The sequence below is a fragment of the Bifidobacterium sp. N4G05 genome, assembly GCF_002742445.1.
Lineage (GTDB): Bacteria > Actinomycetota > Actinomycetes > Actinomycetales > Bifidobacteriaceae > Bifidobacterium > Bifidobacterium hominis.
This window is the reverse complement of the sequence record NZ_NJNQ01000003.1, coordinates 167,136-186,022: the sequence shown is the minus strand read 5'-3', so window position 1 is coordinate 186,022 and position 18,887 is coordinate 167,136. Positions and strand designations below refer to the sequence as shown.

General features: G+C 58.2%; 20 protein-coding genes. 15 read left to right on the top strand and 5 right to left on the bottom strand.

Features of this window, described 5'->3' with window-relative positions; genetic code table 11:
• Positions 1-36: 36 nt before the first annotated feature.
• Positions 37-678, top strand: a complete 642-nt coding sequence (locus CE153_RS04025) for a sigma-70 family RNA polymerase sigma factor (RefSeq protein WP_081995949.1) — start codon at positions 37-39, stop codon at positions 676-678.
• A complete protein-coding gene (locus CE153_RS04020; protein ID WP_099595189.1) occupies positions 675-923 on the top strand; it encodes a hypothetical protein in 249 nt (82 codons plus the stop codon). Before CE153_RS04025 ends, CE153_RS04020 begins: the two co-directional genes overlap by 4 nt.
• Positions 924-1,081: 158 nt before the next feature.
• Here the strand turns inward: CE153_RS04020 and CE153_RS09170 are convergent, their stop codons facing one another.
• The gene (locus tag CE153_RS09170) at positions 1,082-1,156 is read right to left on the bottom strand and encodes a 50S ribosomal protein bL37 (protein WP_003817083.1); all 75 of its coding nucleotides are present in this window, start codon (positions 1,154-1,156) and stop codon (positions 1,082-1,084) included.
• Positions 1,157-1,303: 147 nt separating this feature from the next.
• Positions 1,304-2,254, bottom strand: a complete 951-nt coding sequence (locus CE153_RS04010; RefSeq protein ID WP_099595188.1) for an aldose 1-epimerase family protein — start codon at positions 2,252-2,254, stop codon at positions 1,304-1,306.
• 161 nt (positions 2,255-2,415) lie between these two features.
• Here CE153_RS04010 and CE153_RS04005 point away from each other — a divergent pair, with 161 nt between their 5' ends.
• The gene (locus tag CE153_RS04005; RefSeq protein WP_099571312.1) at positions 2,416-3,429 is read left to right on the top strand and encodes a 4-hydroxy-3-methylbut-2-enyl diphosphate reductase; all 1,014 of its coding nucleotides are present in this window, start codon (positions 2,416-2,418) and stop codon (positions 3,427-3,429) included.
• 25 nt (positions 3,430-3,454) lie between these two features.
• On the opposite strand, the gene ybaK is transcribed toward CE153_RS04005, so the two are convergent.
• The 3 genes from ybaK to CE153_RS03990 all read right to left on the bottom strand — a co-directional run bounded on the left by ybaK (position 3,455) and on the right by CE153_RS03990 (position 6,049).
• A complete protein-coding gene (gene ybaK / locus CE153_RS04000) occupies positions 3,455-3,961 on the bottom strand; it encodes a Cys-tRNA(Pro) deacylase (protein ID WP_099571311.1) in 507 nt (168 codons plus the stop codon).
• Positions 3,962-4,090: 129 nt separating this feature from the next.
• On the bottom strand, positions 4,091-5,146 hold the full coding sequence (gap, locus tag CE153_RS03995; protein ID WP_099571310.1) for a type I glyceraldehyde-3-phosphate dehydrogenase: 1,056 nt from the start codon (positions 5,144-5,146) through the stop codon (positions 4,091-4,093).
• Between the two features lie 147 nt (positions 5,147-5,293).
• Complete coding sequence (locus CE153_RS03990; RefSeq protein ID WP_099595187.1) at positions 5,294-6,049, bottom strand: thiamine diphosphokinase; 756 nt, start codon at positions 6,047-6,049, stop codon at positions 5,294-5,296.
• A gap of 314 nt (positions 6,050-6,363) precedes the next feature.
• Here CE153_RS03990 and infC point away from each other — a divergent pair, with 314 nt between their 5' ends.
• The 12 genes from infC (at position 6,364) to CE153_RS03930 (ending at position 18,843) form a co-directional block, all read left to right on the top strand.
• A complete protein-coding gene (infC, locus tag CE153_RS03985; RefSeq protein ID WP_004220560.1) occupies positions 6,364-7,062 on the top strand; it encodes a translation initiation factor IF-3 in 699 nt (232 codons plus the stop codon).
• An 18-nt stretch (positions 7,063-7,080) separates the two neighbouring features.
• Positions 7,081-7,275: a 50S ribosomal protein L35 gene (gene rpmI / locus CE153_RS03980; protein WP_003834365.1), complete on the top strand. Its 195-nt coding sequence runs from the start codon at positions 7,081-7,083 to the stop codon at positions 7,273-7,275.
• Positions 7,276-7,325: 50 nt separating this feature from the next.
• Complete coding sequence (rplT, locus tag CE153_RS03975; protein WP_003834366.1) at positions 7,326-7,709, top strand: 50S ribosomal protein L20; 384 nt, start codon at positions 7,326-7,328, stop codon at positions 7,707-7,709.
• 150 nt (positions 7,710-7,859) lie between these two features.
• On the top strand, positions 7,860-8,813 hold the full coding sequence (gene xerD, locus CE153_RS03970) for a site-specific tyrosine recombinase XerD (RefSeq protein ID WP_099571308.1): 954 nt from the start codon (positions 7,860-7,862) through the stop codon (positions 8,811-8,813).
• 87 nt (positions 8,814-8,900) lie between these two features.
• Complete coding sequence (locus tag CE153_RS03965) at positions 8,901-9,740, top strand: ParA family protein (RefSeq protein ID WP_099571307.1); 840 nt, start codon at positions 8,901-8,903, stop codon at positions 9,738-9,740.
• 404 nt (positions 9,741-10,144) lie between these two features.
• Positions 10,145-10,924: an NUDIX hydrolase gene (locus tag CE153_RS03960; protein ID WP_099571306.1), complete on the top strand. Its 780-nt coding sequence runs from the start codon at positions 10,145-10,147 to the stop codon at positions 10,922-10,924.
• Positions 10,925-11,021: 97 nt separating this feature from the next.
• Complete coding sequence (gene nadA / locus CE153_RS03955; RefSeq protein ID WP_099571305.1) at positions 11,022-12,302, top strand: quinolinate synthase NadA; 1,281 nt, start codon at positions 11,022-11,024, stop codon at positions 12,300-12,302.
• Between the two features lie 104 nt (positions 12,303-12,406).
• The gene (locus CE153_RS03950; protein WP_442861967.1) at positions 12,407-14,008 is read left to right on the top strand and encodes an L-aspartate oxidase; all 1,602 of its coding nucleotides are present in this window, start codon (positions 12,407-12,409) and stop codon (positions 14,006-14,008) included.
• On the top strand, positions 14,002-14,889 hold the full coding sequence (gene nadC, locus CE153_RS03945; RefSeq protein WP_099595185.1) for a carboxylating nicotinate-nucleotide diphosphorylase: 888 nt from the start codon (positions 14,002-14,004) through the stop codon (positions 14,887-14,889). The genes CE153_RS03950 and nadC overlap by 7 nt, the downstream gene beginning before the upstream one ends.
• Positions 14,886-16,175 (top strand): cysteine desulfurase family protein, encoded by a 1,290-nt coding sequence (locus CE153_RS03940; RefSeq protein ID WP_099595184.1) that lies wholly within the window; start codon positions 14,886-14,888, stop codon positions 16,173-16,175. Before nadC ends, CE153_RS03940 begins: the two co-directional genes overlap by 4 nt.
• 87 nt (positions 16,176-16,262) lie before the next feature.
• Complete coding sequence (typA, locus tag CE153_RS03935) at positions 16,263-18,194, top strand: translational GTPase TypA (RefSeq protein ID WP_099571301.1); 1,932 nt, start codon at positions 16,263-16,265, stop codon at positions 18,192-18,194.
• An 82-nt stretch (positions 18,195-18,276) separates the two neighbouring features.
• A complete protein-coding gene (locus tag CE153_RS03930) occupies positions 18,277-18,843 on the top strand; it encodes a hypothetical protein (RefSeq protein WP_099595183.1) in 567 nt (188 codons plus the stop codon).
• Positions 18,844-18,887 lie beyond the last annotated feature (44 nt).

The following is an 18,887-nucleotide window of genomic DNA, read 5'->3' as shown; positions in this document are numbered from 1 at the left end:
GGATACCGAACAGCCATTCTACCTTCAGCTATGTGCATGGCATGTGGAAGTCGATGTGATTACAATGAAGCTGTGACTGAAGTACGAACGGAAACCATGGCAAGCAAAAGGGCGCGTTTTGAAAAACTTGCCATGCCTGTGGTTGATGCGTTGTACCGGCAGGCGATGAAGCTGACCAACGATCCCGATGACGCCCAAGATTTGGTGCAGGATACTTTCGAACGAGGATTCAAGGCATTCGACTCCTTCCAAGAGGGAACGAATTTCGCCGCATGGATGACGACCATTGAGCGCAACGCCTACTTCAATCAATACGCCAAAGCCAAGCGCAGACCGCAGCGGGCCAACGATTCCACCGGCGAATACGACGATTGGGACATCTATTCGGCTTCTGGGCATTCACCGGAAGAGCTTAAATCAGCGGAACAGGAATATTTGGACGCTTACGCGCCTGAAGAAATCATGGCGGCGCTCGCCAAGCTTTCGCCGGAACGCCGTCAGGTGTTCATCGACGCTGCGATCGACGGCAAGTCATACCAGCAGGTAGCTGACGAGCAGGGTGTGAAAATCGGTACGGTGATGAGCCGTCTCAATCGCGCGCGCACGCAGTTGAAACGAGAACTTGCCAACTATGCGAAGGAACGTGGCTATGCCACGGCGGGGAAGGGCAGAGCATGAGTGAATCGATCGAACGGCATATCACCACTGTCACCACCAGCGAGGACGGCACTGTTGTGACCCGGGTTACGCATACCAGCGTGCGCGTTAGCGCCTCCAGTGATTGTTTCGACCCCGAACGTTGCTGCGACGAGCATGAAAGGGCATTGATCGCGGCCATGCGCGCGTATCTGCGTCCGCAGCATGCCCCGCAGAGTCTGATTGACCGTCTTGAAGCCACACTCGACCATTGCTGTGGCGAGTGAGCTTGTGCATGCCGTTTGACAGTGGCATTGGTATCGGCAGTGGCAGTTGGCACGACGGACTTGTGACAGACTGAAAGGAGATATGAGAAAACCCCGCGAATCAATGGTGATTCGGCGGGGTTTTCAATGTTCTGTAGCGTTATTCACGCTGGCAGGGATCAGGCGTTTGGACGCTTGCCGTGATTGGCGGCCTTCTTACGACGATCCTTGCGCTTACGTCCGCGCATGCCCATGATGGACTCCTTTACTTACGATTAACAAGCCTTCGGGATTATCGCACACAAGCAAGACGTTTGACAAATCCTGTGTTCGATACATGACCATTTCGGCTTATCCGTGGACCTTGATGTGAACGAGGTCGGTTGATTCAGACGATCAGATCACTCGGCCATACCGAGGAACAGCGACGTGCTGGTGGTTTCGCCCGGCTTGATCACAATCAGGTCGTTACCCGTGTTGAACGCGTTGGCATAAGCGGTCTGCGGTTCCACTGCAACGCCGGCGGGATGCTGGGATGCGGGGAACTTCGTGCCTGTGCACACCTGGAACGAAGTAATGGTTTCATCGCCGCCAACACGGACCTTCTTGCCGTCGGCACGGGTGAACACTGCCGTGACGGAACCGTCTTCGGCATGCTCCAGATTGGTCCATGCATCGTCGAACGGCTGCTCGGTAAGCAGAGTGTCTTCGCGCAGATCGTATTTGGTGCCGTCAACCGGCTCGGTGCCGGTCGGAATGAGGTTCTCGTCTACGGTGACGTGCGTTCGAGCCGGCAGCGTGAGGCTGCATTTGGCGTTGTGCTCGTCGATCTCGTCTCCATAGCCGTTAAGGCTGTTGGCGAGCCACGGGTGAATGGCCAAAGCCCACGGCGCGTTTGCGTTGCCATTGTTGTAGGCGCTGACGGTCAAGTGCATGCCGTCATCGGCGAGGCTGTAGGTGGCGGTGACATACAGGTCAAACGGGTAACCGACCATGTTGGGGGAGCGCCAGGCGAGGGTCACTGCGTCTTCGGCAAGCGAGATCAGCTTCCAGAACGAGCGGTAGCCGTAGCCGTGGATGGCGGTGTTGCGGTCATGCTCGTCGATTGGCAGCGAATAGGTTTTACCTTCGAACGTGTACTCGCCGCCCTTGATACGGTTCGGGAACGGAATGAGGATCTGGCCGTGGCAGCAGGTTACCAGATCATCAGGGCCAAGGGCGACGGTCAGATCCTCGCCCTTATAGGTCAGTTTGCGCATAGTTGCGCCAAGTTCGGTGATGACGGCTTCATAGTCGCCATGGGAGATGGAGAATTGCTGTCCGGTGCGGGCAGGCAGGTTGATGCAGGTCATAGTCACTCCATAGTGCCGTTGGATAGGTTCCGGTAACGGTATTGTTACCACCAACACCACAGTCTACCTGTTTTACGCCGTATGACGATGCAGCTTCTTCGGCGTGCCGTCCATGTCTTAGTATTGATGAGGTTTTCACGAAGTGACGAAAGGCGGCCATCATGACCAAACGCATCGTACTGGCGGATCCCCGTGGCTTTTGTGCGGGCGTAGACAGGGCGATTCTGACTGTGCAGACGATTCTCAAGGCTGCCAATCCATCTCGGAATGACGATCTGCCGCCGGTGTATGTTCGTCGTCAGATTGTGCACAACAAGCATGTCGTCGAAGAATTGTCGGCTCAAGGTGCAGTATTCGTGCAGGAATTGGCTGAGATTCCCGATTCCGCGGCTTCCGCAGGAATTCCGATTGTCTTCTCTGCGCACGGCGTGTCTCCTGCAGTGAAGGCTGAGGCCGCGGCTCGGGGCATGCATATTGTTGATGCCACATGCCCCTTGGTGAGCAAGGTGCATCGTGAGGTGTTGCGTTTCGTCAAAGAAGGCTACGAAATCATCTACATCGGGCATAAGGGTCATGATGAGGCTGTTGGCGTGGTCGGCGAATCTCCGGAACATGTGCATCTGATTGAGCATGAGTCGGATGTTGATTCGCTGAATTTTTCTTCGGACACGAAGTTGGTGCTGCTTTCGCAGACCACGCTGAGCGTGGATGAGACGGCAGGCACTATCACCGCGTTGAAAGAGCGGTTCCCATGGATTGAGATGCCTCCGAATTCCGATATCTGCTATGCCACGTCGAATCGTCAGGCCGCGGTCAAACTCGTTGCCGAGCAGTCGGATTGCGTGGTGATCGTCGGTTCGGCGAATTCGTCGAATTCTGTACGCTTGATGGAGGTTGCGCAGGAGGGACTGAACACGCGTTTTGACGGTGTACTTGATGGTGCTTGCGGAAAGGCCTACCGCGTGGATGATGCGTCCGAGCTTGATCCCGCATGGTTCGAGGGGGTTGAATCCGTGGGAATCTCGTCGGGCGCATCTGTACCTGACGAATTGGTGTCAGGCGTGATCGAATCGCTGCAAAGTCAAGGTTTCAATGATGTGACCACCATTGAAACCATCAAGGAAAACATGCATTTCGTGCTTCCCAGTGAACTTCGCAAGAAACCGGTCTGCTGATTGGACCTTACGATCGTCGAGTACTTTACCAAGTGCCGATAGGCGCGGCTACGCCGTCAAGCACTTTGAGCAGATCGTTAGGATTGACACCGATTGAGAAGCCGCGTTTGCCTCCCGACAGCAGTATTTCGCTATATTGCAAAGCGCTTTCGTCGAGCACGGTTTTGTGATGTGTGCGTTGGCCGAGCGGTGAGATGCCTCCAACCACATATCCGGATTCGCGCATGGCGACCTTTGGGTCGGCCATGGCGGCTTTTTTGGCTCCGACCGCTGCGGCCAACGCCTTCAGATCCATGTGTCCGCTTACTGGAACTACGCCTACTACGCGTTCGGAGCCGGTATCGGCCATAAGCGTTTTGAATACCTGGTGCTCGTCAAAGCCAAGTTTGGTGGCGGCTTCGACCCCATAGCCGTCATCCATATGGTCGTTTGAATGTGCATATTCGTAAGTCTTGAATGGGATTCCCGCTTGTTCGAGTTGCACTGTTGCCGGTGTTGAACCGGCTCCCTTTTCATGCTTTTTCTTGCCCATGTTGCTTTACTCTAAAACGTATTTGTATCGGTACGTATTTGCGTCGGTTAACAAAAGGGCTTCCGCCGTGAAGCGAAAGCCCTTACACTAAGTTCTACTTAGAATCGTGCGGATTGTTCCGCTATTGATTCACTCGGAGATCTCGGCGAAGTACAGCAGGGTGCGCACCATGTTGCAGGTGAAGCCGTACTCGTTGTCGTACCAAGAAACGGTACGAGCCATGGTCACGCCGTCAACGGTGTTGACGTCGGTCTGGGTCGGATCGAACACGCCACCGTGGGTGTCGCCGATGATGTCGGAAGACACGATGCCATCCTCGTTGTAGCCGTAGAAGTCGGTGGAGGAGAAGGCGGCCTTGAATGCGGCGTTGATCTCGTCAGCGGTGACTTCCTTGTTCAGGACGGTGGTCAGCTCGGTGACGGAGCCATCCGGAACCTGGATACGCTGGGCGTGGCCCTGCAGCTTGCCGTTCACGGACGGAACGACCTTGCCGATGGCCTTGGCAGCACCGGTGGAGTGAGGAATGGTGTTGATTGCGGCGGCGCGGTTGTTGCGAGCCTTCGGGAAGCGCGGGCCGTCAAGGATCATCTGGGTGCCGGTGTAGGCGTGGATGGTGGTCATGAAGCCAGCCTTGATGCCCCAGTTCTCGTCCAGCAGCTTGACCATAGCGGCCATGGAGTTGGTGGTGCAGGAGCCGGCGGACACGATCACGTCAGAAGCCTTCAGGATGTCCTGGTTCACACCGAAGACGACGGTCGGGGTGGTCTCGTCCTTTGCCGGAGCGGAGATCAGGACCTTCTTGGCGCCAGCGTTGATGTGAGCCTGGGACTTCTCAGCGGAGGTGTAGAAGCCGGTGCACTCGAGCACGAACTCAACGCCATCGTTCTTGACCCACGGGATGTTGTTGGCATCCTTCTCGGCGTAAACCTTGTATTCCTTGCCATCAACCACGATGGAGTCTTCGGTGGAGGTGACCTCAACCGGGGTGCCATCGTCATGACGGAAGGTGCCGTGGGTGCTGTCGTACTTCAGCAGGTAGGCCAGCATGGACGGGGTGGTCAGATCGTTGATTGCAGCGACCTCAATGTCACCGGCCTGGCCGCCACGAGCCTGCAGCTCGAAGATGCGGCGGAAAGCCAGACGACCGATACGACCAAAGCCGTTGATACCAATCTTAACTGTCATGTAATTCTCCCTTTAGGGTAGGCCACACGTGTGCTGGGCACACAGAAGCCATTGTTTACCAACGTCACCCACTTTAGTGCGTCACCTGTACTTAAGGCAACGCATTCGCGCGTGTGTTTCAGAAAACGTCGTATTTTCTGTGAGCGCTCACGCTGCATGTGGTTTCAGGCCGCATTCGACAAGCGCAGACGAGATTTGGGTGTCCAATGGGCCGAGATCGCCCTTGAACGCATGATGCCAGGAGACCTGCGGCAGAGGAGCCTCGGCTGGGAATGTCACGATGAGCGTGCCCTGGGTAACTCCGACATGCGCGGGCAGGCCATGCCGGAACTCGTTACTGACTCCGTTGACCTTGGTGCTGGTCATGAGTACGTCGCTTAACTTGTATTTCAATCCTTTTTCGCAAACGCCGACGGAAGTGTCGGAATGCGAGAAGACGGAGATCATGCGACCCGGTTTGACATCGTTTGCTGCGAAGTCGAGATCTCCATCGCATATCGCCGTCACAATGGAATCATTGCCATGCAGAAAACCGATGGCGCCATGATTGGCGAGCAATGCCATCAATTGGATGTTGGATATCGTATGGTCGATTCGTCCTCCGAGCGCACCGTAGATATGGAAAAGCCTTGCACCGTGAAACCATCCGATCTTAAGTGCGGACAGCAAATCCGGATCGTCTTTCTCCGGTGGCAGTTCAATGGTACGTTCGCTTTTGGTTGGGCGATTTCCCGTAATCGAATCGAAATCGCCTACCACCACATCGGGCGTCACTCCAAGAGCGCGGGCATGATCGAGCCCACCGTCCGCGGCGATGACGAACGAGTCAGCCGGAACTATTGGTGCTTCTCCGTAATATTCGCCTGCCGCGAAAATCACACAGGTATTGGAATTATTTGTCATACAAGGTCAGTGTAGTATGCTGACCGGCGTTGTTGTAAGGTGCGCTTTAGCTGGGCTTGTGAATGCGACACGCGGTGGTCGTGGTGTGTGGTATTATCTACGAGGCTTGAGAAATCAAGAAAGCGGGATGTCCCCACCTGGAAGCCTTTCAGGGCCTCGGGTTCAGGCATAATGCCCTGTCACTGTGTTGAAACAGTGCAATGAAGAGCGTATCAGAACGTTCTTCGGCGTGCCCTTATGGGTGCGTCTGGCGTGCCATGAACTTTTGAGACGTTGAAGAACTGCCAATCTGGGAGCATTCCGTTGAATGGAACATGAGGATTGGAGTCATCATCAGCGACGAACCACGCATTAACGACGAGATTCGCGTCTCCCAGGTGCGTCTGATCGGCCCGAACGGCGAACAGGTGGGAGTCATCGCGACTTCCGTCGCACTGAACCTGGCAAAGGAAGCGAACCTCGATCTCGTCGAGGTGGCGCCCAACGCGAAGCCTCCGGTTGCCAAGCTCATCGATTACGGCAAGTACAAGTACAACGAGAAGATCAAGGCTCGCGAGGCACGTCGTAACCAGAGCACTGCGGAAATCAAGGAAATTCGCTTCCGTCTGAAGATCGACGACCACGACTTCGAAGTCAAGAAGGGCCATGTTGTGCGCTTCCTGAATGGCGGAGACAAGGTCAAGGTCACCATCATGCTGCGCGGTCGCGAGCAGTCCCGTCCAATTGGTGGCGTCGAGCTGCTGCAGCGTCTTGCTAGCGAAGTGGAGGAATACGGCACTGTCGAATTCGCTCCGAAGCAGGAGGGCCGCAACATCATCATGACGCTCGCACCGAAGGGCAAGAAGGTCCACACCCAGTCCGAGCAGCGTCGTCGTGGTGATCAGTCCCGTGCCGAACGTCAGGCTCGTCAGGCCGCACGCTTGGCGGCCAAGCAGGAAGCCCAGGCTCAGGCAGCAGCCGAAGCTAAGGCCGCAGTGACGTCCGACAAACCGAAGACTTCCGAAACGAAGTAACAAACAAGGAGGGCAGCAATGCCGAAGATGAAAACTAATTCCGCCGCTTCCAAGCGCGTCCGCGTGACCGGTTCCGGCAAGCTGATGCACGCTGGCTCCGCAATGCGCCACAACCTCGAGCACAAGTCCGCTCGTAAGCGTCGCGCACTGAAGGCCGACGGCGTTCTGGCTACTTCCCAGAGCAAGAACATGAAGAAGCTGCTCGGTCGCTGAGCATAGCGAGAGCCAATAAGAAGACTTAATAGAAAGCTGAGGAATTAAATATGGCACGTGTCAAGCGCGCAGTAAACGCCCACAAGAAGCGTCGCGTCGTTCTCGAGAGGGCTTCCGGCTACCGTGGCCAGCGCTCCCGTCTGTACCGTAAGGCCAAGGAGCAGCTGCTTCACTCCTTTACCTACAACTTCCGCGACCGCAAGGCTCGCAAGGGTGACTTCCGCAAGCTGTGGATCCAGCGCATCAACGCTGCTGTCCGCGCAGAGGGCATCACTTACAACCGTTTCATCCAGGGCCTGCACCTCGCTGGCATTGAGCTGGATCGTCGCGCTCTCGCCGAGCTGGCCATCTCCGATCCGGAGACCTTCAAGGCCATCGTTGAGCAGGCCAAGGCTGCTCTTCCGGCTGATGTGAACGCTCCGAAGGAAGCCTGAGCTTCTTCGCTGATTCAGCGTGACTGATGGGAACCCTCGCTCCAGCAATGGGCGGGGGTTCTTGCATTGCGCATCGGAAACCATCCATCTCATAGCCATGGCAACGGCGGTATACGATGCAAACGGGCAACCTTCGGCGGAAGGAGGGTGATGAACGATTTCGAGCGGATGATCAGACAGTTTCTTGCACACATCGATGTTGAAAGAGGATTGTCAAAAGCAACGGTATCGGCATATGGCGCCGATCTGAAAAAATATCGGCAGTGGCTTGCCGATCATGGTATTAATGACATTACGTCCGTGACGACGCAGGATGTGGAGAACTACGTCGCTTTTCTTGACGAATCCGGGGAATCTGCCCGAAGCAAGGCCCGCCGGTTGGCCAGCATCCACGCGTTTCATCGTTTCGCAGTGAACGAACATAGCGTCGCCGACGATGTATCCGCGCAGGTGAAGGCTCCCAAAGGTGCAAACACCCTTCCTGATGTGCTGGCTATTGATGAGGTCGCCAGATTATTGGAAGCGATTCCCGTTTCCCAGAACAGAGCTCCTGGCGACGCTTCGTTGGAGGTCCCGGATGATCCTGTGATGCTTCGAGACAAGGCGCTGCTTGAATTCATGTATGCGACCGGCGCGCGAGTGTCGGAGGCATGCGGGGCGAATCTTGATGACGTCGATACGGAAGCCAGAATCGCCAAACTGATGGGCAAAGGTTCAAAACAACGTTTGGTTCCTGTCGGCAGCTACGCATGCGAGGCGATCAGCCGGTATGTGCGTTCGGGACGCCCAATACTGGAGTCGAAGTCGAAAGGTCCTCAAGAGCGTCGCGCCCTGTTTCTCAACAAGCGCGGAAGAAGATTGTCGAGACAGTCGGTTTGGGAGATCATAAGGGTTGCGGGGGAACGCGCGCACATCGACAAGCCGTTGCATCCTCATACGTTGCGTCATTCTTTCGCCACGCATCTTATTCAAGGCGGCGCTGATGTACGTACCGTGCAGGAGCTGCTTGGACATGCAAGCGTCACCACCACACAGATATACACGCACGTCAGTCCCGAAAACCTGATTGAAACGTATCTGACGTCTCACCCCCGCGCCAGATGATGGTGTTGCTGCCGTTTTGAACGGCGGCAATGGACTAGCATGGATTACAGTGAAAGTTGACACAAGGATGTTGGTAAGGTAAACGGTATGCCTACGGATTTGCTTGGACGAGATTATGAGACGTTTCCCGCTCCGGAACCGCTGCAGACGCACGGTCCGGCGAGGGTCATCGCCATGTGCAACCAGAAAGGTGGCGTTGGCAAGACCACCAGTTCCATCAATATCGCCGGTGCGTTGAGCCAGTACGGTCGTCGTGTGCTTATCGTCGATTTCGACCCGCAGGGTGCTTCCACGGTGGGACTGGGCATCAACGCCAATGCCGTGGAAGATACGGTGTACACGGCACTGTTCAATCCGCGCATGGATGTACATACCGTGATTCAACATACCGATTTCGAGAACCTCGACATCATGCCGGCCAATATCGATCTATCGGCCGCCGAGGTGCAGCTGGTCACCGAAGTTGGACGTGAACAGGTGCTGGCTGGCGTGCTGCGACAGGTCAAGGATGAATATGACGTGATCATCATTGATTGCCAGCCTTCGTTGGGCTTGCTCACGGTGAATGCGCTGACCGCGGCGGATGGCGTGATCATCCCTGTGGCTGCCGAGTTCTTTGCGTTGCGTGGCGTGGCTTTGCTGATGCAATCCATAGAAAAGGTGCAGTCCCGTATCAATCCGAGTCTGGAAGTGTATGGAGTGCTCGTCACCATGTTCACGCATACTCTGCATTGCGATGAGGTGTTGCAGCGCATTTATGAGGCGTTTCAAGGCAAGGTCTTCCACTCGGTGATCTCGCGATCCATCAAGTTGCCGGATTCAACGGTCGCTGCTGCGCCGATTACCATCTATGCGCCGAATCACAAGACGGCGAAGGAATACCGTGAGGTTGCCCGGGAGCTGATTTTCCAAGGCGTTATCGCATAGATGTTCAAGGCTCCCTTGCGGGGCCTTTTTCGTTGGCTGGATGTGTGCTGAATTGTGATGATTGATTGGTGGAACACCCAACTTATAGTCACATTGACTATAAGTGATACGTTGTGATTTCGAAACAATTTGTATTGACGGGAATTTGAAGGAGTGAAGTCGCAAGGATCATGGGAAATGCCTCGGAACGGCGTAAACAGGCAATGGCGACGGCTGCCGTGATGGCGGGTGCGTTCGTTCTGCAAAGCCAGTTGTTCGGGTATGCCAAGAGGTGTTGATGCCCGGTGGGCCGGCTGCGGGAAGTCGATGATTCCATGATGACACCATTTATGGTCGGCTTGACTATAAATGGTGTTACGCTATGTCTCATAGCAGGGAAATACCCTGCCGTGAAAGGAACGGCCATGGGCATCGGAAATGTCTCGGAAAGGCGTTTGGCGCAACCGAGCATCGGCATCTCCGTGGTGATTCTCGCGCTCGGCCCGCATGGCGACAGCGCGGCCAACGGAAGCAGCCGTCTATGGCTGCCGCTGGTCCGCCGCGTCAGACAACCCTTCATGGGTTCCTGGGCGTTACCGGGCGGTGACCTGCGTGTAGGACATTCCCTGGAGGAATCAGCGTTCAAGGCTCTGGAATCCACCACCGAACTGCATCCGAAATATCTCGAACAGCTGTACACGTTCGGCGACCCCTCACGGTCGAGCGGTGGGCTTCCCATGGTCTCCATCGTGTATTGGGCGCTCGTCGGCGAAGCCGAAACCAAGGATTTCGCCGAAAAGGACAACGTCAAATGGTTCCCGGTCGACGATCTGCCGGATCTCGCCTTCGACCATCGACGCATCATCGACTACGCCCTGTGGCGCTCGCGCAGCAAATTCGAATACCCCGACATCGCCACCAAACTCGTCGGCGAGGAATTTACCCTCAGCCAGCTGCACGACGTATACGAGGCTGTTACCGGCCAGCCGATCGACCTGGCGAACTTCCGCAGAAAAATGCTCGCATCCGGACATTTGGAAGATACTGGCAGGAAACTCCACGTGGGGCGCAGCCGCCCAGCGGCCATATACCGGTACCGGCATGACGGCGAGCCACGCGCCGAATTCACGTTTCCCACAACGGTGGAACACGGCAAACCGGAAACCCTTGCCGACGACGCGCTATCCGCGCTCATGCCGTCGTGACAGGGCACGGCGAGCCACATCGGAAATCTTTCGGCATCGGCACATCACAGCGCCATGTCGGCATCATCGTGAACACACCATATGAAAGGAACGCAGCATGACTGCAACACTCTCCTCGCCGTCCGTCGACGAAATCATCGCCAAGCTCGGCGCACAAAGCACCTGCGACGCCGGACTCACCCAGGATCCATGGCATTTCGACACCACCAAGCCGAGCTACGGACCCGGCGCATCCATGTTCGACCCGCTGCCGAGCAACGCCCCCAGACAGCAGGTGCTCCCGGAGGAATACCGTAACGCCTCCGACGAGGAACTGCAGGAACGCATCCGCGCAGCCAAATCCCGCCTTGGCAAGAAACTGCTGATCCTCGGCCACTTCTACCAGCGCGATGAAATCATCTGCCATGCCGACTTCGTGGGCGACTCCTTCCAACTCGCCAAGAACGCCACCGAACGTCCCGACGCCGACCATATCGTCTTCTGCGGCGTGCATTTCATGGCCGAAACCTCCGACATTCTCTCCACGCCCGAACAGACCGTGACCCTGCCGAATCTCTCCGCCGGCTGCTCCATGGCCGACATGGCCAACATCGACCAGGTCGAGGAATGCTGGCAGCAGCTCGGCGAAATCTGCGGCACCCAGCCCGGTTCAGATGGTCGCCAGCAGATCGTGCCCGTTACCTACATGAACTCGTCCGCCGCGCTGAAGGCGTTCTGTGGACGCAACGGCGGCATCGTATGCACCTCATCCAACGCGCACGCCGTACTCGAATGGGCATTCGCCCGCGGCAAGCGCGTCCTGTTCTTCCCCGATCAGCATTTGGGCCGCAACACCGCCCGCGCCATGGGCATCCCGCTGGAAGAAATGCCACTATGGGATCCGTTCAAGCCCGCCGGCGGCGCCGAAGACCCGTCCGTGTACGCCAATGCCAAGATGATCCTATGGAAGGGGTTCTGCTCCGTGCATCAGCGTTTCACCGTCGAACAAATCGAACGGGCCCGCAAGGCATACCCCGGCGTGAAGGTCATCGTGCACCCCGAATGTGCGATGGACGTGGTCGATGCGGCGGACGGCACCGGTTCCACCGCCTACATCGTCAAGGAAATCGCCAACGCCCCGTCCGGATCCGCCGTGGCTGTCGGCACTGAAATCAACCTCGTGAACCGTCTCGCCGCGCAATACCCCGACAAGACCGTGTTCTGCCTCGACCCCGTGGTCTGCCCGTGCTCCACCATGTACCGCATCCACCCGGCATACCTCGCCTGGGCGTTGGAAAACATCGAACAAGGCAATATCGTCAACCGCATCACCGTGGACGACGCCACAGCCCGCGACGCCAAAATCGCCCTGCAGCGCATGCTGGAGGTGCACCCGTGATCGTCGTGATCGGCGCCGGCATCGCCGGACTGTCCGCGGCGCTCGCGGCCGCGGGGGACAAGCGCGTAGGCGCGGAAGGCCTCACCACATACGGGAACGCGAACATCGCCGGGAACAACTCCTCGGATGACGTGCTGCTCGTCTGCAAGGATGAATTCGTGGAGTCCAACACCTACCATGCCCAAGGTGGCGTGGCATGTGCCATCTTCAGCGACGACAACCCGCAGCTGCATGCCGGGGACACCATGGCCGCAGGGCATGGCCTATGCGACCGCACCGCAGTGGACGTGCTCACCGATGAGGGGGCGCGCCGCGTGCGCGAACTCATCGCCGCCGGATGGCATGTGGATCGCGGCGAGGACGGTTCGGTGCTGCGCGGGCTCGAAGCCGCGCACTGCCGTTCCCGCGTGGTGCACGCCGGAGGGGACGCCACCGGCAAGGTGCTCGAACTCGATGTGAGCGCCATGGTTCGTGAGAATCGGCGCATCCACGTGCTTGAGCACGCGTTCCTGAACGATCTGATTGTGCGCGACGGGCATGTCTCCGGCGTGCGGCTCATCGTGCGGGGCGTGGACGGCGAAGCCGAATCCCGCACAATCGACGCGACGCGCGTGATCCTCGCCACGGGCGGTGCGGGCCGACTCTACCCGTACACCACCAATCCCGCCGTGGCCACCGGCGATGGACTGGCCGCCGCACTGCGTGCCGGAGCGCAGGTCGCCGATCTTGAGTTCTATCAGTTCCACCCCACGGCCATGGCCATTGGCGAACACTTCCTCGTCTCCGAAGCCGTCCGAGGAGAAGGCGCGATACTGCTCGACGAGCATGGGCACCGGTTCATGACCGACGTGGACCACAAGGCCGAACTCGCACCGCGCGACGTGGTGGCACGTGCCAACTTCCGCACCATGCAGGCGCAGGGCGGCAAGCCGGTCATGCTTGACGTTTCACCCATGGCCAAAGAGAACCCTGATTTGGCGGCGTTCCTACGTCACCGGTTCCCGACCATCGACGCATACACGCGCTCCCTCGGCTTCGACTGGAGCAAGGAGCCGATTCCGGTCGCCCCAGCCGCGCATTACTGGATGGGCGGCATCCGCACCGACCTGTTCGGACGGTCCAGCATCCCCGGCCTGTATGCCGCGGGCGAATGTGCGCGAACCGGCGTGCAAGGTGCGAACCGTCTCGCCTCCAACTCACTGCTTGAAGGACTCGTTTACGGATACCGCGCGGGACTCGCCGCGGTGCGTGATACGGACGATGCCGTATGGCAGCCGCAAACTCTTAACAACAGTGCGATTGCAAGCCTGCCGGTCGCCCAAGAGCCGATGGTGCTGGACATGCCCAGCCATGATGATGGCAACGCGAACACGGGCGTATGGGACCGCAAGCACATCGAGGACGAGATGTGGAAGCATGTCGGTGTGCTGCGCGACCATGACGGGCTTGCCGCTGCGGTGACGGATCTTGCCGACGCGCTCGCCGGAGCGAACGCCGCGGTACCCGGCATGTCAGGTGCTGGTTCGTATGCCGATTGCATCGCCGTGCTGGAGAACCGTAATCTGCTCACCGTCGGATACGTCGAGGCCGTCGCCGCGCTGAACCGTTGCGAATCGCGTGGCGCGCACACCCGCACCGACTATGCGATGGTCAATCCGACCATCGCACATTCCATCGCCTACCGTCTGAAAGGAACGTCATGCTGACCCGTCAGGTCATCCGCAAGGCCGTGGAGGCCGCTCTTGAAGAGGATGCGCCCAACGGCGACATCACCTGCGCCACTACGATTCCGCTGCAGGCATGGGGAGAGGTGCGTCTCGTCGCTCGCGAGCGTGGCGTGATGAGCGGCATCGACGTGTTTGCCGCGGCATTCAAGATGCAGAATCCCGAAATCGTGGTCACGCCGGCAATCGCCGATGGTGAGCGTTTCGAACCGGGGCGGATGCTCGCCACCGTGAGCGGCCCGGTGCGTGACCTGCTCACCGCGGAACGCGTGGCATTGAACTTCACCCAGCGCATGTGCGGCATCGCCACCATGACCGACACGTTCGTGGCCGCGGCCGATCAGGCGAGAACCCTGCCCGGGTATCGCGTCCCGCGCACCTACGCCGCCACGCGCATCGTCGACACGCGCAAAACCACGCCCGGACTGCGTCCGTTCGAGAAATACGCGGTCGTCTGCGGCGGTGGGCACAACCACAGGTACGGGCTGTCCGACGCGGTGATGGTCAAGGACAACCACTTGGTCGCGCTTGCTGAACAAGGCATTGACATGGCCGGCGCGATCAGGCATATCCGCGAACAGGTGGGGCATACCACGCATATCGAGGTGGAAGTCGACCGGCTCGAACAGATTCCGGCGGCGCTCGACGGCGGCGCAGACACCATCATGCTCGACAATTTCACGCTGGAGGATACGCGCGCCGGCGTGGATATGATCGATGGCCGTGCGATTGTGGAAGCCAGCGGCACCATGACGGTGGAACGCGTACCCGAAGTGGCGTCCACGGGCGTGGACGTGATCTCCGTGGGCGCGTTGACGCACAGCGTGCGCAGCATCGACTTGGGATTGGATTGGGTGCGATGAGCGGGAACGGAGCAGGGGACGAACTGTATTTGGACGCGGCGTCCACCGAACCGGTGTCACGCGATGTAATTGAAGCGATGATGCCGTTCCTCACCGAGGCATACGCGAATCCGCTGAGCGTGCATCAGCCGGGCAAAACCGCGGCGCGTGCGCTCGACGCGGCCCGCGCCTCGCTGGCCGCCGATTTGGGGGCACGTCCGGATGATGTGATCTTCACTTCGGGTGGCACTGAATCTGACAATCTCGCCGTCAAAGGCATCGGCATGGCCCGGATGCGCATGTTGCGCGACAAGTACGGCGAATCGGTGAAACCGCGTATCATCGTCTCCGCGATTGAACATCCTGCCGTACTGCAGTCGACAGCTTGGATGGAACGCTGGTTCGGCGTGGAAGTCGTACGCATCCCCGTCGACGAACAGGCCCATATCGATATGGCGGCGTTGGAGCGTGAACTCGCGCAAGGCGATATGACCGGCATCGACAACGGCGAACACGAAATGGCCGGGCAGGGGAGTGGAAGTACGCTCGCCCTGACCAACCGTACGCTGCTGGTGTCCGTCATGCTCGCCAACAACGAGGTCGGCACCATCGAACCCGTCGATGAGATCGCGCACATCGCGCACGCCCACGGCGTACCCATACATGTCGACGCAGTGCAGGCGGCCGGACAGATCCCGATTCGTATGCGCGACTGGGATGTGGACGCGCTGAGCGTATCCGGGCATAAGTTCGGCACCCCGAAAGGGCTCGGCGCCTTGCTGCTGCGCGGTCGCACGCCGGCCGAACCGGTGCTGTCCGGCGGCGGGCAGGAGCGGGGATTGCGATCCGGCACGCAAAACGTGGCCGGTGCCGTGGCGCTCGCCATCGCGTTGCATGAATCGAACACGCGCATGGCCGGGCAATATCAGGCGTTGACCGAATCGCGCGACAGGCTGATGGATGCCGTGCTGCGCGTCGAACCGAGGGCGCAGGTGACCGGTGATCCGAAACGCAGGCTTCCCGGTCACGCGTCGTTCGTGTTCCCCGGCCTGTCGGGCGAGGCTCTGCTGGTCGATCTGGATGCGCGTGGCATCGCCTGCTCATCCGGTTCGGCGTGCGCGCTTGGCCGCCATGAGGCGCCCGCAACGCTGTTGGCCATGGGATTCACCGCGCCGGTTGCGAAATCGGCGTTGCGTATGACCTTCCGCACGCCGCTTACGTCCGAACAGATCAACCGCGTTGCTGCGGCCATTGAGGAATCCTGCCGTTTACTCACCCACACGGACGCTGTCGCATTACCTCGCTAATATTGGCTCGGTTTATGTGTAAGTGCAGATAATCAATCACGTACCGAACATTACGCAACAAGAACAGTAATACTAAGAGAGGTTTCGATGGCGGTTCGCGGCGATATTCGAAATGTAGCGATTGTGGCACACGTCGATCATGGCAAGACCACGCTGGTAAATGCCATGCTGGCACAGTCCCACGTGTTCAACGAGCGTGAGGAAGTTCCGGATCGTGTGATGGATTCCAATGATCTGGAGCGTGAGAAGGGCATTACCATTCTCGCCAAGAACACCGCTGTGCAGTACACCGGTCCGCTGGCAGCCAAGTACGGGCATCCGGAAGGCATCACCCTGAACATCATCGACACCCCTGGCCACGCCGATTTCGGTGGTGAGGTCGAGCGCGGTATCTCCATGGTGGACGGCGTTGTGCTCCTTGTCGACGCTTCCGAAGGCCCGCTGCCGCAGACCCGCTTCGTGCTGCGCAAGGCTCTGGAAGCCAAACTGCCGGTTATCCTGTGCGTGAATAAGACCGATCGTCCGGACGCCCGTATTGAAGAAGTCGTGGGTGAATCCTCCGACCTGTTGCTCGGCTTGGCCCAGGATGTTATCGAGGAAGGCATCGACCTCGATGAAGACGCACTGTTCGACCTTCCGGTCATTTACTGTGCGGCAAAGGCTGGCTATGCTTCCGAAAACCAGCCGGAAAATGGCGGTCTGCCAGACAATGAAGATCTCGAACCGTTGTTCGAGGCCATCATCAAGAACATTCCGGCTCCGGAATATGAGGAAGGCGCTCCTCTTCAGGCACACGTCGCCAACATCGATTCCTCCGACTTCCTTGGACGACTCGGCTTGGTGCGCATCTACAATGGCACCCTTGAGAAGGGTAAGACCTACGGACTGTCCCGTGTGGACGGTTCCATTGAAAACTTCCGTGTTTCCGAACTGTTGCGTACGCAGGGCCTTGAGCGTACTCCGGTCGATTCCGCGGGCCCTGGCGACATCGTCGCAGTCGCAGGTGTGAACGACATCATGATCGGCGAGACCATCGTCGACCCGTCTGATCCGCGTCCGCTGCCGCTGATTCACGTTGATGACCCGGCCATCTCCATGACCTTCGGTATCAACGATTCCCCGCTTGCAGGCACTGAAGGCAAAGACCACAAGCTTACCGCCCGCATGATCAAGGATCGCCTCGACCGCGAGCTCATCGGCAACGTGTCCATCAAGGTGCTGCCGACCGAGCGTCCGGATGCTTGGGAGGTTCAGGGCCGTGGTGAACTTGCGCTGGCCGTGCTTGCCGAGCAGATGCGTCGCGAAGGCTATGAGTTGACCGTCGGCCGTCCGCAGGTGGTCACCAAGACCATCGACGGCGTGATCAACGAGCCGATGGAAAACACCACCATCGACGTTCCGGAAGAGTACATGGGTACCGTCACTCAGCTGCTTGCCGACCGTAAGGGCCGTATGGAGAACATGACCAACCACGGCACCGGTTGGGTCCGTCTGCAGTTCACCGTGCCGTCCCGTGGCCTGATTGGCTTCCGTACCGCGCTGCTGTCCGCCACCCGCGGCACCGGCATCGCATCCTCCATCTCCGCCGGCTACGCTCCGTGGGCCGGTCAGATTGTGACGCGCCAGAACGGCTCCATGGTCTGCGATCGTAAGGGTATCGCCACCCCGTACGCCATGCAGCGTCTGCAGGCGCGCGGCAACTTCTTTGTTGAGCCGCAGTCTCCGGTGTACGAGGGTCAGGTCGTCGGCGTGAACAATAAGCCGGACGAGCTTGATGTGAACATCACATTGGCCAAGCATATGACCAATATGCGTTCCTCTACCGCGGATGTGCTTGAAACTCTGACTCCGCCGATCAAGATGAGCCTCGAGGAGTCTTTGGACTTCGCCAACGAGGACGAGTGCGTGGAAGTCACCCCGGAATCCATCCGCGTGCGCAAGATCATTCTCAGCCGTGAGGACTGGTATAAGTGGCGCGCCAAGCAGCGCCGACAGAATAACGCTCAAAATAACAAGTGATTTTCGCGTTGCTTTTACGAAAAGAGATACGTGTTCTCACGTGTCTCTTTTTCTTTTCAGGTTAGCGAGAGATAGTGGAGATATGACGCAACAGATGAAGCAATCGCATGATACGGATGAATCCAATCAACGGATGGTGGCTGATGCGCGATTGATGCCATGGTCGTACCGCCTGCCGATATGGGGACGATTCCTGATCGATCTTGCTTCTGGAATCGTAGTTGGCATGGTAGGAACCATGTCTCACCGTATGGGGGCATCCATGAACGTTCCCTACGGATTGCTGATCGCCTATCTCATGGTGATCATCTCAACATGGTCCGCTCGATCGCGTGACGGCGTTTCAGGCCTCGCGTTGCATCTGATTAGCTCTTCTCTGGTGGTCTGGACAGTGATGGCTGGGTATGGTCCTGGCGGAGATGCCATGATTCCCGTTGGATTCGGCGGAGACGATCCCATGCCGTTCTTCAGTGCACAAGCGGGATATTTTTGGCTATACGGAGTCGTGCTCATTCCGATCGTGATGCTGGTATTACCGAAATGTTGGTTCGTCACGCCTCCGCGCAAGAAGACGCATGATGATGCGTTTGTTACCGACACCCAAACGAGAGGGCCCGAAACGTCTGGCATCGCCCAACCAGTGAAATGATTGGCGGCTGATTCCATGTCAATGAGATAAGGTGCATGGAAACA